The organism is Thalassospira lucentensis, from assembly GCF_001613805.1.
Classification (GTDB): domain Bacteria; phylum Pseudomonadota; class Alphaproteobacteria; order Rhodospirillales; family Thalassospiraceae; genus Thalassospira; species Thalassospira lucentensis_A.
This window is the reverse complement of the sequence record NZ_LPVY01000025.1, coordinates 65,824-81,977: the sequence shown is the minus strand read 5'-3', so window position 1 is coordinate 81,977 and position 16,154 is coordinate 65,824. Positions and strand designations below refer to the sequence as shown.

Annotated in this window: 14 protein-coding genes; 3 read left to right on the top strand and 11 right to left on the bottom strand. The window is 57.4% G+C overall.

The window, feature by feature from the left end:
• Nucleotides 1-51: 51 nt before the first annotated feature.
• The 8 genes from kynA to AUP42_RS20780 are packed head-to-tail and all read right to left on the bottom strand — an operon-like array spanning nucleotide 52 to nucleotide 9,274.
• Nucleotides 52-921: a tryptophan 2,3-dioxygenase gene (gene kynA / locus AUP42_RS20815; RefSeq protein ID WP_197468328.1), complete on the bottom strand. Its 870-nt coding sequence runs from the start codon at nucleotides 919-921 to the stop codon at nucleotides 52-54.
• The gene (gene kynU / locus AUP42_RS20810; protein WP_062953517.1) at nucleotides 918-2,111 is read right to left on the bottom strand and encodes a kynureninase; all 1,194 of its coding nucleotides are present in this window, start codon (nucleotides 2,109-2,111) and stop codon (nucleotides 918-920) included. The genes kynA and kynU overlap by 4 nt, the downstream gene beginning before the upstream one ends.
• Nucleotides 2,108-3,742: an AMP-binding protein gene (locus AUP42_RS20805; RefSeq protein ID WP_062953516.1), complete on the bottom strand. Its 1,635-nt coding sequence runs from the start codon at nucleotides 3,740-3,742 to the stop codon at nucleotides 2,108-2,110. The genes kynU and AUP42_RS20805 overlap by 4 nt, the downstream gene beginning before the upstream one ends.
• 19 nt (nucleotides 3,743-3,761) lie before the next feature.
• A complete protein-coding gene (locus tag AUP42_RS20800; protein ID WP_062953515.1) occupies nucleotides 3,762-4,919 on the bottom strand; it encodes an acyl-CoA dehydrogenase family protein in 1,158 nt (385 codons plus the stop codon).
• Complete coding sequence (locus AUP42_RS20795; RefSeq protein ID WP_082824886.1) at nucleotides 4,919-5,731, bottom strand: enoyl-CoA hydratase family protein; 813 nt, start codon at nucleotides 5,729-5,731, stop codon at nucleotides 4,919-4,921. Before AUP42_RS20795 ends, AUP42_RS20800 begins: the two co-directional genes overlap by 1 nt.
• Nucleotides 5,724-6,215 carry a MarR family winged helix-turn-helix transcriptional regulator gene (locus tag AUP42_RS20790; protein WP_231858374.1) on the bottom strand — a complete coding sequence of 164 codons (492 nt, stop codon included), beginning with the start codon at nucleotides 6,213-6,215 and terminating at the stop codon, nucleotides 5,724-5,726. Before AUP42_RS20790 ends, AUP42_RS20795 begins: the two co-directional genes overlap by 8 nt.
• A gap of 2 nt (nucleotides 6,216-6,217) precedes the next feature.
• A complete protein-coding gene (locus tag AUP42_RS20785; protein ID WP_062953512.1) occupies nucleotides 6,218-6,976 on the bottom strand; it encodes an SDR family NAD(P)-dependent oxidoreductase in 759 nt (252 codons plus the stop codon).
• Between the two features lie 3 nt (nucleotides 6,977-6,979).
• The gene (locus AUP42_RS20780) at nucleotides 6,980-9,274 is read right to left on the bottom strand and encodes a bifunctional salicylyl-CoA 5-hydroxylase/oxidoreductase (RefSeq protein WP_062953511.1); all 2,295 of its coding nucleotides are present in this window, start codon (nucleotides 9,272-9,274) and stop codon (nucleotides 6,980-6,982) included.
• Nucleotides 9,275-9,379: 105 nt separating this feature from the next.
• Here AUP42_RS20780 and AUP42_RS20775 point away from each other — a divergent pair, with 105 nt between their 5' ends.
• From AUP42_RS20775 to AUP42_RS20765, 3 genes are all read left to right on the top strand, one after another.
• Nucleotides 9,380-10,084: an HNH endonuclease gene (locus tag AUP42_RS20775; protein WP_197468327.1), complete on the top strand. Its 705-nt coding sequence runs from the start codon at nucleotides 9,380-9,382 to the stop codon at nucleotides 10,082-10,084.
• A gap of 77 nt (nucleotides 10,085-10,161) precedes the next feature.
• Nucleotides 10,162-10,998 carry an alpha/beta hydrolase gene (locus tag AUP42_RS20770; protein WP_062953510.1) on the top strand — a complete coding sequence of 279 codons (837 nt, stop codon included), beginning with the start codon at nucleotides 10,162-10,164 and terminating at the stop codon, nucleotides 10,996-10,998.
• On the top strand, nucleotides 10,998-12,965 hold the full coding sequence (locus tag AUP42_RS20765) for a 3-hydroxyacyl-CoA dehydrogenase NAD-binding domain-containing protein (RefSeq protein WP_062953509.1): 1,968 nt from the start codon (nucleotides 10,998-11,000) through the stop codon (nucleotides 12,963-12,965). Before AUP42_RS20770 ends, AUP42_RS20765 begins: the two co-directional genes overlap by 1 nt.
• A 434-nt stretch (nucleotides 12,966-13,399) precedes the next feature.
• Here AUP42_RS20765 and iolG read toward each other — a convergent pair whose 3' ends face one another.
• From iolG to iolE, 3 genes are read right to left on the bottom strand one after another with little or no spacing between them, the layout of a single operon-like run.
• Nucleotides 13,400-14,389: an inositol 2-dehydrogenase gene (gene iolG, locus AUP42_RS20760; protein WP_062953508.1), complete on the bottom strand. Its 990-nt coding sequence runs from the start codon at nucleotides 14,387-14,389 to the stop codon at nucleotides 13,400-13,402.
• Nucleotides 14,390-14,443: 54 nt separating this feature from the next.
• On the bottom strand, nucleotides 14,444-15,247 hold the full coding sequence (gene iolB, locus AUP42_RS20755) for a 5-deoxy-glucuronate isomerase (RefSeq protein ID WP_062953507.1): 804 nt from the start codon (nucleotides 15,245-15,247) through the stop codon (nucleotides 14,444-14,446).
• On the bottom strand, nucleotides 15,247-16,152 hold the full coding sequence (gene iolE / locus AUP42_RS20750; RefSeq protein ID WP_062953506.1) for a myo-inosose-2 dehydratase: 906 nt from the start codon (nucleotides 16,150-16,152) through the stop codon (nucleotides 15,247-15,249). The genes iolB and iolE overlap by 1 nt, the downstream gene beginning before the upstream one ends.
• Between the last annotated feature and the right edge of the window lie 2 nt (nucleotides 16,153-16,154).

Genomic DNA, 16,154 nt, shown 5'->3' with positions numbered 1-16,154 from the left:
GACCTGATGCCTGCCCCTGATTTTGCAGTGTTCCATCAGGCCCGTCCATCCTCAAAGCGTGGTTCGCACCCGCCAGAGTTCCGGAAACAGTTCAACTTCCAGCATTTTTTTAAGGTAACTCACCCCGCCGGTCCCCCCGGTCCCGCGTTTGAAGCCAATGACGCGCTCCACCGTGGTCACATGGTTGAACCGCCAACGCCGGAAATAATCCTCAAAATCCACAAGCTTCTCGGCCAGCTCATAAAGCGGCCAATGCTTTTCCGGCGCGCTGTAAACCCGATGCCACGCCGCAATCACCTCGTCATGTGCTTCGTATGGCGCACTGACATCGCGCGATAAAACCGCATCTGGCACCGAAATTCCTTCGCGCGCCAAAAGGGCCAGCGCCTCGTCATAAAGGCTGGGCGTTGCCAATTCGGCCTTCAGCATCTCGGTAATGTCGTCACGGTGCGCATGCGGGCGCAACATCGCATGGTTCCGATTGCCTAGCATGAATTCGATCTGGCGATACTGATAGGACTGGAAGCCCGATGACGGGCCCAGCGCATCGCGAAATGTCGTATAATCGCTGGGCGTCATGGTCCGCAAAACGTCCCACGCATTGTTCAATTGCTCGAATATCCGCGATACCCGCGCCAGCATCTTGAATGCCGGTTGCAGACGACCTTCGCGGATGGCATCGCGTGCCGCCGTAATTTCCCGGATCGCAAGCTTCATCCACAATTCGGATGTCTGATGCTGAATGATAAACAGCAACTCATCCTGCGCATCGGTCAAGGGATGCTGCGCACTCAATACCGCATCAAGCGCCAGATAATCGCCATACGACATCTGATCGGAAAAATCGGTGCGCGCACCCTCGGTGCTGGGGTCATAGGGCTGGTTCATCGGGCAGCCGTTATTTTTGGCTTTATCGCTCATGTCACGGCATTCCTTTTGTGGAATTCCGGCTTGTCCCAGGCCCGCGTTTCCATGATCTCGGCCAGAATCTTCACCGCGCCATCAACATCGTTGTTGTCGATATAAAGCGGGGTAAAGCCGAACCGGATGATATCAGGTGCCCTGAAATCACCAATCACGCCGCGCGCGATCAATGCCTGCATCACCGCATAGCCATTTTCAAACCTGAACGATACCTGCGACCCGCGCTTGTTGGCATCCCGCGGGCTTGCCAGTTCCAGCATCGGGCAACTTGCCTCGACCCCGGCAATGAACTGCTCGCAAAGCTCAATGCTGCGTTTGCGGATATCGGCCATCTCGACCCCATCCCACGCCTTCATCGCCTCTTCCAGAACCGTCATCTGAATGACCGGCGGGGTGCCGACCCGCATCCGCGAAACATCGGGTGCCGGGCTATATTCAAGGTCAAAGGCAAACGGGGCCGCATGGCCAAGCCATCCCGAAAGCGCCGGGCGAACGGTCTTCGCATGATCGGGCCGCACATAAATAAATGCCGGGGCGCCGGGGCCACCATTCAGATACTTGTATGTGCAACCGACCGCAAAATCGGCCTCGCATCCCGCAAGATCGACCGGCACCGCCCCCGCCGAATGCGCCAAGTCCCAGATCACAATCGCGCCCGCATCATGGGCCATCTTCGTGATCCGTTTCATGTCATACATCCGCCCGGTGCGGTAATCGACATGGGTCAGCATCAGAACCGCAAGCTCTTCGTTGATCAGGCTTTCGACATCTTCCGGGTTTGGCGTCTTAAGCACATGGCCCTTATCAAGGCTTTTGATCAAGCCATCGGCGATATAAAGGTCGGTCGGGAAATTGCCATTGTCCGACACCACCACCTTGCGATCCGGTTTCATTTCAAGCGCACTGGCAAGTGCCTGATAAACCTTGATCGACAAAGTATCGCCCATCACCACCGTACCCGGCGCCGCCCCGACCAGACGCGCGACCAGATCGCCAACGCGTTTGGGCTGCTCCATCCACCCGGCATCGTTCCAGCCGCGGATAAGCATCTCGCCCCATTCATCACTGATCATGGATTTGGCGCGCGCGGCCGCGGTTTTCGGCATCGCGCCCAGTGAATTACCATCAAGGTAAATCACCCCGTCAGGGATATGGAACAAGGCTTTGGTGGCGGCAAAGTCAATCATGCAGACATTTCCTGTTTCAGGCGGAATCGCTGGATTTTTCCAGTCGCGGTTTTCGGTAACGCGTCGATAAACAGGATCGAACGCGGATATTTATAAGGTGCAATCGTCGCCTTGACATGATCCTGCAAAAGCTTCGCCATTTCGGGTGACGGATTGGCATTCGGGGTCAATACCACATGCGCCTGCACGATATAACCGCGTTCCTCGTCGGCGGCGGCCACCACCGCACATTCCGCCACATCCGGGTGCGCCAGCAACGCTGCCTCGACCTCTGGACCGGCAATGTTGTAACCAGACGAGACGATCATATCGTCATTGCGCGCGGCAAAATGGAAATAGCCGTCGCTATCGACAAAAAACGCATCCCCCGTCAGGTTCCAGCCATCACGCACATAGCCATGCTGCCGGTCATCGGCCAGATACCGGCACCCGGTCGGCCCGCGCACTGCAAGCTTGCCAATCGTGCCAACCGGAAGCTCGTTCATTTCATCATCAACGATCCGGGCTTCATATCCGCCCACCGGCCGCCCGGTGCAGGCCGGATGACTGTCGCCAAACCGGTTGGAAATAAAGATATGCAGCATCTCGGTAGCACCAATGCCATCCAGCATCGGCTTGCCGGTCTTTTCCATCCATGCCTTGTAAACGGGTGCTGGCAATGTCTCGCCCGCCGAAACGGCGGCACGAAGGGATGATAAATCCGCCCCGTCTTCCATCGCCGCCAGCATCGCCCGATACGCCGTCGGTGCGGTAAAGCACACGGTTGCCTTATAGGTCTCGATGATTTCAATCATGTTGGGCGGCGATGCCTTTTCAAGCAGCGTCGCGGTTGCCCCGAACCGAAGCGGGAAAACGGCCAACCCGCCAAGCCCGAAGGTAAAGGCAAGCGGCGGCGAGCCGACAAACACATCATCGGGCGTTACATTCAAAACTTCCTTGGCATAACCATCGGCAATGATCAGAAGATCACGATGGAAATGCATGGTGGCCTTGGGCTCCCCCGTCGTGCCCGATGTAAAGCCCAGCAACGCCACATCATCGCGCCCGGTCTTGACCGCCTCATATTTCACCGATTTGGTCAGCGCAATGCGATCAAGCTCCGCGTCATGATTGGCCGTACCGTCAAAGCCGATAACCTTTTTAAGGAATTTGCTGTCCTTGGCACACGCCACCAGCTCGTCCATCAGCCGCGTATCGCAAAGGGCAAATTCGATCTCGGCCTTGTCAACGATCTGCGCCAGTTCACCGGCACGCAGCATCGGCATGGTATTGACCACAACCGCCCCCGCCTTGGTCGCGGCTAACCAGCAGGCCACCATCGCCGGATTATTGGCCGACCGGATCAAAACCCGGTTGCCCGGCTTAACGCCATAATCCTCGGCCAGCGCATGGGCAATGCGGTTGGTCCAGTCGGATAATTCCTTGTATGTCCGCTGGCGGCCATTGCCGATCAGGGCGGTATTATCGCCAAATCCCTGTTCGACCATCCGGTCGGTCAGCTCGACCCCGGCATTGAGATATTCGGGATACTGAAACTTTTCGAGGTTAAAGACCGGCCAACTTTCGACCGGTGGAAGATTGTCCCTTGCGAACGTATCGCTATGTGCGGTCGGACCCAGAACGTGCGACATGGTTAAGCCCCTGATACAGCTATTTTTGTGCCAGCGTTTGCCGTGCAATGATTATTTTTTGGACGTCTGACGCGCCTTCATAAATCCGAAGGGCGCGAATTTCCCGATACAGCGTTTCAACGATGTGACCAGAACGCACACCATCGCCGCCATGTATTTGTACCGCCTTGTCGATGACGGTTTGGGCATGATCGGTTGAATAAAGTTTTGCCATCGCGGCCTCGCGCGACACCCGTGCGGCCCCGCTATCCTTAAGCCACGCCGCGCGATAAACCAGAAGCGCACTGGCATCGACATCAAGCGCCATGTCGGCCAGATGCCCCTGCACCATCTGCAAATCAAAAAGCGGCGCACCAAACAATTCGCGCGACTGAACCCGGTTGATGGTTTCATCCAACGCCCGACGGGCAAAGCCGAGTGCAGCCGCGGCAACGGTCGAGCGGAACACGTCCAGAACCGACATCGCGATCTTGAACCCTTCACCCGGAAGGCCAATCAGCGCGGTCGCCGGAATACGGCAATCGCTGAATTTCAGCCGCGCCAACGGATGCGGCGCAATGGTTTCAAGCCGCTCGGCAATCGAAAGGCCCGGTGTGCTGGCAGGTACCAGAAACGCCGAAAGCCCCTTGGCACCCGGTGCCTCGCCGGTACGGGCAAAGACGCAGTAAAAATCGGCGATCCCGCCATTGGAAATCCAGGTTTTCTCGCCATTCAGGACAAAATCGCTGCCATCCGCACGGGCTTCCAGCGCGATATTGGCAACGTCTGATCCCGATTGCGGTTCGGTCAAAGCAAAGGCCGCAATCGCCTTGCCGGACCGGACTTTCGGCAGGATATCCGCCCGCTGCGCCTTGGTGCCAAACAGCGAAATCGCCCCGCTGCCAAGCCCCTGCATGGCAAAGGCAAAATCGGCCAGCCCGTCATAGCGCGCCAATGTCTCGCGGATCAGACAAAGCGACCGGACATCAAGTTTTGCGCCATCCTGATCGGGGTCAATGGCGGCATGGTTAAGCCACCCGCCATCGTTAAGCCGCGCCACCAGATCCCGGCATACCCCATCGACATCATGATGATCGATACCGTCAAGATTGGCCGCCGCCCACGCGTCAAGCCGTGCGGCAAGCTCGCGGTGCCGGTCTTCGAAAAACGGCCAGTCAAGATAGGACGTATCAGCCATCAGTTCCCCTCGAACACCGGTTTTTCCTTGGCGACAAATGCCTTATAGGCGCGGTTGAAATCCTCGGTCTGCATGCAGATCGCCTGCGCCTGCGCTTCGGCCTCAATCGCCTGTTCAATCCCCATATTCCATTCCTGCGCCAGCATGGTTTTCGTCATCATGTGACCGAAATTCGGGCCTTCGGAAATCCGGGTTGCAAGCGCAATCGCCTCGGCCTCCAGAACATCCCCCTCGACCAGCCGGTTATAGAACCCCCAACGCTCGCCCTCATCGGCACTCATGGATCGTCCGGTATAAAGAAGTTCCGCCGCACGCCCCTGCCCGATGATGCGCGGCAGGATCGCACATGCCCCCATGTCACAGCCCGCAAGCCCGACACGGGTAAACAGGAACGCCGTTTTCGATACCGGGGTCGCAATGCGCAAATCGGATGCCATCGCAATGATCGCCCCCGCGCCAACGCAAATGCCGTCCACCGCCGCAATCACCGGCTTGCCACAGCCAATGATCGCCTTGACCAGATCGCCGGTCATGCGGGTAAATTCCAGAAGCCCCTTCATGTCCTTGTCGATCAGCGGGCCGATAATGTCGTGCACGTCCCCGCCCGAACAGAAATTGCCACCGTTCGATCCGAACACCACCGCCTTGATGTCATCGGCATAAACCATATCGCGGAATGTATCGCGAAGCTCGGCATAGCTTTCGAACGTCAGCGGGTTTTTGCGTTCCGGCCGATCCAGCGAAATGACCGCAACATTGCCTTCCATGCGCCAGTTGAAATGCTTTGGCGTGATGTTTGCCATCTTAGTCATGGTGCGCCTCGTTATGATGATAAACAGTCCGAAGGATACGGATCAGGGCATCGGCATCACTGGCCGACAGATCGGAAAACAGCTCGGAAACCCAGCCCTCATGCACAAGTGCGCGCTCGGCAAAATCCTTTTCGCCCGCTTCCGTCAGGCGCACGATCGATGCCCGCCGATCATTTTCAACCGGCACCCGGACCAGCATCCCCTCGCTCACCAAGCGGTCAACAATGCCGGTGACATTGCCGTTTGAAACCATCAACGCGCTTGAAAGCTCGCTCATGCGCATCCCGTCGCGGGACCGGTAAAGGGCCGCCATCACGTCAAAGCGCGGCAGGGTGGACCCGAATTCAAGGCGCATTTTCTCGCGAAGTTCGCCCTCGATCTTGCGCGACACGCGCAATACCTGAAGCCACGCCCGCAAACGCGCCTTTGAAATATCCGATGTTTCATTGTGCTGCATATCGGGGTCGCGGACTGTTTTATCCATATTCATATCTCTCCTCCCGATACCGAAATCGCCTGCCCGGTGATCGATGCGGCCTGGCTGCTTGCCAGCCACATCACGGTCTCGGCAACTTCTTCGGGCTGGATCAACCGGTTCTGCGGATTGATCTTCGCAAGGCTTGCGCGTGCGTCTTCCGTACTCATGCCGGTTTTCGCAACGATATTGGCAACCGATTGTTCAAGCATCGGCGTTTCCATGAAACCGGGGCACACCGCATTGACCGTGATCGGCGTTGCGGCAAGCTCGGTCGCAAGGCTTTTGACAAGCCCGACCACCGCATGCTTTGCCGCACAGTATGCCGTGACATAGGCATAACCCTTAAGCCCCGCCGTCGATGCAATCGAAATCAACCGCCCCGGCCTGGCGCGATCCATCACGTTCAATCCTTCGCGAAACGTCAAAAACGTGCCGGTCAGATTGACGTCCATTGTGCGTTTCCAAAGGTCAATGGATGTTTTGCCAAATGGCGCGCTTTCGGCCATACCGGCATTGGCAATCACCAGATCGGGCGCGCCGATCACATCGCAGAATGTGCCAAACATCGCACGCACCGATGCCTCATCCGTCACATCGGCGGGGATAGCCGTGATATTGGGATGTTTTGCCACCTCGGCCAGCATCTCGGCACGGCGGCCTGATACCGCGACCTTCACCCCGGCATCGGCCAGCATGCGGGCCATCACGGCCCCCACACCCGTCCCGCCGCCGGTAATCAATGCTGTGCTGATGGCAAGGTTTCCCATGGGTTACACCTTCCCGGTCATGACGTCGGACCGTTCCGCCAGACGCCACATCTGATCCCGCCCGGCATGGTATGGTTCCGGCCAGTTTTCCGTCCGGTTGCCAAGCCCGGCTGCGGCATGCAGCGTCCAGTACGGATCGGCCAGATGTGGCCGCGCAAGGCACACAAGGTCCGCCCGTCCCGCCATCAGGATCGAATTGACGTGATCGGGTTCGTAAATATTGCCAACCGCCATGGTCGCCATATGTGCCTCGTTCCGGATCCGGTCGGAAAACGGCGTCTGGAACATGCGGCCATAGACGGGGCGTGCTGCCTTGGTCGTCTGACCGGCGGACACGTCACAGATATCAACATCATGGGCCTGCAACATCCGGGCGATCTCGACGGCCTCTTCGGGCGTCACGCCCTCATCCCCGACCCAGTCATTGGCCGAAATACGCACCGATAACGGCTTGTGCGCCGGCCATGCGGCACGCACCGCATCAATCACTTCCAACGGATAGCGCATCCGGTTTTCAAGCGACCCGCCATATTCATCGCCGCGCGTATTGCTGACCGGGCTGATGAACGATGACAGAAGATAACCGTGGGCTGCATGAACCTCGATCATGTCAAAGCCTGCCCGATCCGCCATTTCGGCGGCTGCGACGAACTGATCGCGCACCATATCCATATCATCGCGCGTCATCGGTTTTGGCGTCTGGTTGCGATCCGACCACGCAATGTCGGATGCCGACAGTAACGGCCAGTTCCCCGATTTCAGCGGCGCATCCATTTCTTCCCAGCCAAGCTGGGTCGAACCCTTGCGCCCGGAATGACCAATCTGCGCACAGATTTTGGCATCCGTTTCGGAATGCACGAAATCAACAATCCGTTTCCACGCGGCCTCGTGCGATGGTTCGTAAAAACCGGGGCAACCCGGCGTGATGCGGCCGGTATCGGAAACGCAGGTCATTTCGGTATAAACCAGCCCCGCACCACCCTTGGCCCGTTCGGCATAATGCACCAGATGCCAGTCGGTCGGGCAGCCATCCACCGCCTTGTACTGCGCCATCGGCGACACCACGATGCGGTTCTTAAGCTTCATGTCACGCAATGTAAACGGCACGAACATCGGATGACGGACTTCATCATTTGCCGGTATGCCCGCCTTGCGCTGAAACCATCCTTCGGCATCCTTCAGCCACTTGGCATCGCGCATACGAAGGTTTTCGTGGCTGATGCGCTGCGATCTGGTCAAAAGGGAATAGGTAAACTGCACCGGATCGAAATGGAAATACCGTTCGATCTCCTCGAACCATTCCATCGAATTGCGCGCCGCTGATTGCAGGCGCAAAACCTCCAACCGGCGTTCGTCTTCATATTTGGCAAAGGCGGATGGAAGGTCGGCCTCGGAATGCAGGTAATTGGCAAGCCCGATGGCACTTTCAAGCGCCAGTTTGGTGCCCGATCCGATGGAAAAATGCGCGGTCGCCGCCGCATCGCCCATCAGGACGATATTTTCATGCGACCATGTTTTGCACAAAACCCGGGGGAAGCTCAACCAGGCCGAACCACGCACATGATGCGCATTGCTAATCAGCGCATGACCGCCAAGATGATCCTTGAAGATTTCCTCGCAGGTGGCAATCGACTCTTCCTTGGTCATGTCGCCGAAACCGTACGCTTCCCAGGTCGCTTGCGAACATTCGACGATGAAGGTCGCGGTCTTGTCATCAAACTGATAGGCGTGCGCCCAGACCCAGCCCTTGTCGGTTTCCTCGAAAATAAAGGTAAAGGCATCATCAAATTTCTGATGCGTGCCCAGCCAGACAAACTTGCATTTCCGCGTATCGATATCGGGCTGGAATTTATCGGCAAATTCGGTGCGGGTTTTGGAATTAAGCCCGTCGGACGCGACGACAAGGTCAAATTCCCTGGCATAATGCGCGGCACTTTCGGCCTCGGTCTCAAACCGAAGCTCGACACCCAGTTCGCGGGCACGCTGCTGCAACAGGATCAAAAGCTGCTTGCGCCCGATGCCACAAAAACCATGCCCGGTCGATACGGTCTTTTCGCCGCGATACAGGACCGCAACATCATCCCAGTATGAAAAATGGGCCCGGATCGCCTCGGCACTTTTGGCATCATTCTGCGCCAGATTGGTCAGCGTCTCGTCCGACAGGACAACGCCCCAGCCAAACGTGTCATCGGGCTTGTTACGCTCGATCACCACGACCTCATGGCCGGGATCGCGCAATTTCATCGAAATCGCAAAATAAAGCCCCGCAGGACCGCCACCCAAACAAGCTACTCTCACCTGATTTTCCCTTCTTGATATGGGGGTCTTTGCCCCGGTTGTTTTGGGAAACTTCAAAAACGGTACGCCTGCCTGACATTTATTTCAAGCATAAAATATTTGGGTTTGAAATATCTCGATTTTCCCCTAGAATCCCCGAAACAAGATGATGCAAGTTGCTTCAAGCAAGCCAACAACAAGGTATCTCTGATGTCCGACCTGCGGTCATGTTTCCGCGAGCCAATTCCTGAAATTGCGATAGCGGCTCAGTATTTGGATGCTGCGGTAACTGCGCATCTAAAGGGGGAACATGAACAGGCCGCAACGCTGATCAAACGAGCAGATATGCCGATCATCCGGGACTGGACGGAATCAATTTGGGGCAAGAACAGCCCCTACGTTTCCTCTGGCGGGATTTCTGGCGCAGCACCTGTTCTGACCAAGGAACAGCGGGTCGCGGCCCGGATGCCAAATGCGTTGGAAAAAAAGAATCTCCGTGAACGGGATGCTTTCCATTGCCGTTTTTGCGGCATTCCCGTCATTCGTAAAGAAGTCCGTGCGAAATTGGCAATGCTCTACCCGGAATCTTTAAAATGGGGCCAGAAAAACACCGAACAACACGCCGCATTTCAAGCGATGTGGCTTCAGTATGATCACGTGATCCCCCACGCAAGGGGCGGCAACAACGACCTCGATAATCTGGTGATTACGTGCGCACCGTGTAACTTTGGGCGCATGAACTTTCTGATCGAAGAAGTCGGGCTCCTTGATCCCAGAACCAGAGAACCTTTGCGTAGCTCTTGGGACGGGCTGGAACGATTGATGACGTGATTCGATACCGAAGGACCTGACGAAGTCTATTGCGGGCTTATACAAAAACCCGCACTCCAAAAAGGGAACGATAAAAAATGATCACCAACTGGGACGACGCATACGCCAATGGCGATTACATCAAGGGTGCGGCGGAATTTCCCGGCATGTGGGCCAAACTGGCATCGGCCTTCCGCGATGAAATGGCGGCGTCAGGCCGGGCGGAACTTGATATTGCCTATGGCAATGCCGCACGCGAAAGATACGACCTGTTCCTGCCCGAAGGCACCCCAAAGGGCGTGGTTGTTTTCGTGCATGGCGGCTATTGGAAGGCGTTTGATAAATCGACATGGTCGCATCTGGCACGTGGTGCCGTGGCGCGCGGCTGGGCGGTCTGCCTGCCAAGCTATATTTTGGCACCCGATGCCCGCCTGTCGGACATCACCCGCCAGATCGGGGCGGCGATTGATCATGTTGCCAACCGCATTTCAGGTCCTATTCACCTGACCGGCCATTCGGCGGGCGGCCATCTGGTCAGCCGGATGAATTGCGTCACCTCGCCCCTGTCAGCGGCAACGCAGGAACGCATCAAAAACACTGTATCCATCAGCGGCCTGCACGATCTGCGCCCGCTTCTGAAAACCGCGATGAATGATGTGCTGAAACTCGACGAAGCCGAAGCAATCGCCGAAAGTGCGGCACTGACCCGCCCGCATCTGCCATGCTCCATCACCTGCTGGGTCGGCGCGGATGAAAGGCCGGAATTTGTCCGTCAGAACGATCTTCTTGCCAATATCTGGACCGGTCTTGGCGCCGCGACCCGCGCGGTCGAGGCCCCCGACAAACACCATTTCGACGTGATCGCCGATCTGGCCGATCCGGATTCTGATCTGGTCGCCTGCCTGCTGCATCCGATTGAGCCGGAGGACGCATAATGTCACCGGTAAGCCTCACAACCGAAAACGACATTGCGATCATCACGATTGATCATCCACCGATCAACGCGACCAGTCATGCCGTCCGTCTGGGAATCTGGGATGCGATTGATCAGATCAACCGCGATGATGCGATCCGTGCCGCGATCCTGACCTGCGCCGGGTCAACCTTTATCGCCGGGGCCGATGTCACCGAATTTGGCAAACCGCCAATGGACCCGATCCTGCCCGATCTGATCCTCAAGCTCGAACAATCAACCAAGCCACTGATCGCAGCCATTCATGGCAATGCACTTGGCGGCGGGCTTGAAGTAGCGCTGGGTTGCCATTACCGCATCGCCACGGCCGCCGCCAAACTCGGCCTGCCCGAGGTTAATCTTGGCCTGATCCCCGGTGCCGGTGGGACCGTGCGCTTGCCCCGCTTGATCGCGGTTGAAAATGCAATTGCCATGATCACCGGCGGCAAGCCGGTCAATGCCACCACCGCCCATGATTACGGCCTGATCGACGAAATTGCGGATATCGGAAATGGTGATTTGCGGGTTGCCGCCTGCGCAATGGCCGAGCGGATCAAAAGCACCCCCTGCCCGACCGCCCTGATTGACCGCGCCCCGGTCAATGCCCCGGATGCCGATGCTTGGGATGCAACCCTTGCCGGGATCGGCAAAAAGGCCCGTGGGCAGGATGCCCCGGTGATTGCGGCCCAGACCATCCGGGCCGCCGTGACCGGCGACGCCAAAGCCGCCCTGGGTCTTGAACGCGAAAACTTCGTTCGCCTTCGCGACAGCGACCAGTCAAAGGCACTGCGTCATATTTTCTTTGCCGAACGATCGGTTGCCAAGCTGCCCGAACTGGCCGGGGTCGATCCCCGCACCCTTCACGAAATCGGCGTCATTGGCGGCGGCATCATGGGGGCCGGGATTGCCACCGCCGCCCTTCTGTCCGGCTATGCCGTGGTGATGATCGAACGCGATGACGATGCCTGTGAACGCGGCATTGCCAATGTCCGCCATCATCTCGGCGGGTCGCTCAAACGCGGCATCATCACCCAGTCCCGCCATGATCAGCTTCTGGGCGATCTCGTCAGCAGCACGGATTACGCGGCCCTCGCCGATTGCGATCTGGTGATCGAGGCCGTGTTCGAGGACATGAGCGTCAAGCACGACGTGTTTGCCAAACTGTCCGCCCATTGCAAACCCGATGCGGTGCTGGCATCCAACACCTCCTATCTCGACATCGATGCGATTGCGGCTGCCTGCTCCCATCCCGAACGGGTGATCGGCCTGCATTTCTTCTCCCCGGCGCATGTGATGAAATTGCTCGAAGTTGTCCGCACCCGGTTGGCCAGCCCCGTCACACTCGCAACCGCCCTGGCCTTCGCCAAGCGGCTTGGCAAGATCGCGGTCCCTTGCGGGGTGTGCGATGGCTTTATCGGCAACCGGATCATGTCGGCCTATCGCAAACATTGCGAATACATGCTCGAAGACGGATCTCTCCCGTCTGACATTGACCGCGCCATGACCAATTTCGGCTTCCCCATGGGCCTGTTTGCCATGCAGGACATGGCCGGACTTGAAATCTCATGGGCCACGCGCAAACGCCTGGCCCCCACCCGCGACCCGAATGAACGCTATGTCGCCCTTGGGGATTACCTCTGTGAAATGGGGCGTTTCGGGCGCAAGAATGGCCTTGGATGGTATCGCTATGATGAACATGGCAAAGCTTTCCCTGATCCTGTTGTCGATGAACTGGTGATCGCTGAATCGGCGAAAAAGGGCATCAAACGCCGCCCATTTTCCGATGCCGAAATCATCGAAACCATCCTGTCTGCCATGCAGGCAGAAGGCGAAAAAATCCTGGCAGAAGGCATTGCGCACAGCCCGGACGCCATCGATGTCGTGATGGTCAATGGCTACGGCTTCCCCCGCCACAAGGGCGGGCCGATGCACCTTAAAAAGACCGCCTGAACACCTGAAATCCGGGGCTTTCACGGCCCCGGAAAGGTGCCCGACCCCGGCCCTTCTCGAACATCACCCGCCCCGCGGCCCGGCACAAACCGGGCGCAGCTCGGGCATAAAGCCCCCCAAATGACGCTCAACTGGCGCTCAAACAGCCCGCAAACCGGGCGCAACTCTCCCGCTTGGCCGCCTTTGACTGCTTTTGACTGCCGTTTGTCCCCCGCTTGACCGCCAGCAAAACGGCCCAAATCGCCGCCCGTGGCCTTAATACCGACCCGACGAACCGCCAATCTGGCTGCCCGCCGCACACCACACAACGCCAAAACAAAAACGCCCGCCGGGAAATTCCCGACGGGCGCAATTCTGGTGTTGACTTGGTTCTTATATCAGACAGAAAAGAACAAATCAAGAACTTTTTGATAGGGGTGGCGATTTTTTTTCGCTTACCCGACCAGAACTTCCTTGCCACTCGAAAGCGATTCAAGCGCCGCATCGGCCAGAAGCAACGCTTTCAGGCCATCCGCACCACTCGGGTAATTGCTGGTTTTACCCGCCACCACATCACAGAATGTCGTCAGCTCAATCCGATAGGCATCGGCATAACGCGACATGAAGAAATCCATCAACGGTTCGGCGGTATATCCCGATCCGTTCGCCACCGTCACCGACGTGGTGCGATGGTTTCCGGCCTCGACCATGCCCTTTGATCCATGCACTTCGATGCGCTGGTCATAGCCATATGTCGCACGGCGCGAATTGGTGATCACCGCCATCCGACCACTTTTGGTCCGAAGTGTGGCCGCCGCACTATCGACATCACCCGTCGCCTTGATTGCCGGATCGGTCAGGACCGCACCGGTGGCATAGACCGATACAATCTCCTCGCCCAGAAGGAAGCGCGCCATATCAAGGTCATGGATCATCATATCGCGGAACAGCCCGCCCGACCGTTTGATATAATCAACCGGCGGCGCGGACGGATCACGCGACGTGATCTGCACCATTTCAACATCGCCAATCGCGCCCGCGTCAATCTCGGCACGAAGGCGGGCAAAACTGGGGTCAAAACGACGGTTGAAACCGACCATCAGAACCGCACCGGTTTCCTCGACCACTTTCAGGCAATCGCGCACCCGCCCGGCATCCAGATCGACCGGCTTTTCACAGAAAATCGCCTTGCCCGCCCGCGCGGCCAGTTCGATCTGATCGGCATGAAGGTCGGTTGGGGTAGCAATGATAACGGCGTGAATATTGCCATCCGCCATGATTTCCTCGACCGTCGCACGGGTCGCCCCGGTAAGGGCAATCGCGTTTTCCGCCGCGGCATCCACCGGGTCGAAAACCTTGGCGATTTTGGCGTTTGGCAGGGCCTGAACGGCTTTGGCGTGGGTGATGCCGATACGGCCAGCACCAAGAAGTCCGATATTAAGCATGTTTGACATCCTGAAAGGACAAATGTTGCGAAGACGGGAATACGGAAAACGGGTTTATTTGCTGTCGCGCTGGAAAATCCAGTCATGATCGGGATGGTTCTGGAACCGCCATTTGCGCATCGGTCCGGCCATGACATTCAGATAATACATCTCATAGCCATAAGGACTGCCGCACGGGTGATGCCCCTTGGGCACCAGCACCACATCGCCATCCGAAACCGCCATGGTTTCGTCAAGCTCCCCATCCTCGGTAAACACCCGCTGGAAACCGAAACCCTGCCTGGGGTTAAGCCGGTGATAATAGGTTTCCTCAAGATACGTCATGTCGGGATAATTATCCTCGTCATGGCGATGCGGCGGATAGCTTGACCAGTTGCCCGACGGGGTGAACACCTCGGTCACAAGCAGGCTGTCGGCAATATCCTTTTCCTCCATCGCAATCGGATGGATGTACCGGGTATTGGCCCCCTTGCCGCGTTCGACCAGCTCGATATCGCTGATCACGCGGGCCGGATAATTGCCCTTGCCCGGTGCGGTGCAGACCGCCAGAACGCAATCGGTTGTGGCCTTGGCCGTCCAGTTGGCATCATTGGGCGCATAGACACAGGCAGGCGGGATACGTTCAAACACGCTCATGCGTTTGCCCAGTTCCCCGAAATTCTGATCGCCCACCGCGATTTCGCCCTTGCCTTCGACAAGGACCAGAATCACCTCGCGGTCACCCGTCGGCTCGGCTGCCGTTTCACCCGCTTTCAGGTGATAAAGCCCGAACCCGACATAGCCCCAATTGGCACTTTGGGCGGTAATGTCATGGACTTTTCCGGCTGTCCCCGACGGTTTTCTCAGCAGATCGGCCATCAGGCTTCTCCCTTATCCAGTCCGGTTTTCTGCGCCATCGCACGCAGCGCCTTAAGCCCCATCGACTGATATTTGAACGGATTGCGCACGACCGGGTCCTGTTCGGCCTCGATCACCAGCCAGCCGGAATAATCATGCTCGGCCGCGATCTTCAGAACCGGTTCGAAATCAACAATGCCTTCTTCGTCACCGGGCACGGTAAACACGCCGCGCCGCACCCCTTCAAGGAAGCTCAGATGCTGGTTGCGCACCTGCTCGGCGATTTTCGGGCGCACGTTTTTGCAATGGATATGGGCGACGCGTCCCATATAACGGCTTGCCAGTTCTTCGGGATTTGCCCCGCCAAACCACGCGTGTCCGGTATCAAGCAAGAGGTGCGTTTTCGGGCCGGTATGGGCCATGAAGGCATGAATTTCATCGGCCGTTTCAACAATCGTGCCCATATGGTGATGATACACCAATGTCACACCCTGTTCGGCGCAATAGGCGGCAATCGCCTCAACATCCGCACCAAATTTCGCCCATTTGTCCGCTGGCAAAACCGGGCTTTCGGACAGGGCCGCATTGTCATTGCCATGGATCGCATTGCTGGTTTCGCACACGATGCACACCTTGCATCCCATGGCTTTCAGCAAATCCAGATGCGGCTGGATCGCCTTTTTCTCGTCCTCGACCGAATGGGTCAGAAGATTAAGCGAATGCCAGCCCGACACGAATTTAAGCCCGTTGGGATCAAGCTTGGCCTTCAGTGCCGCCGGTTCGGTCGGCATCTTGTGGCCTTTTTCAATCCCGTCAAAACCGATTTCGCCTGCTTCGGACAAACAGGTTTCAAGGCTGATTTCAGCACCCAGCGTCTGATCATCGTCATTGGACCAGGCAATCGGGTTGGTACCGTAAAGGATCATTT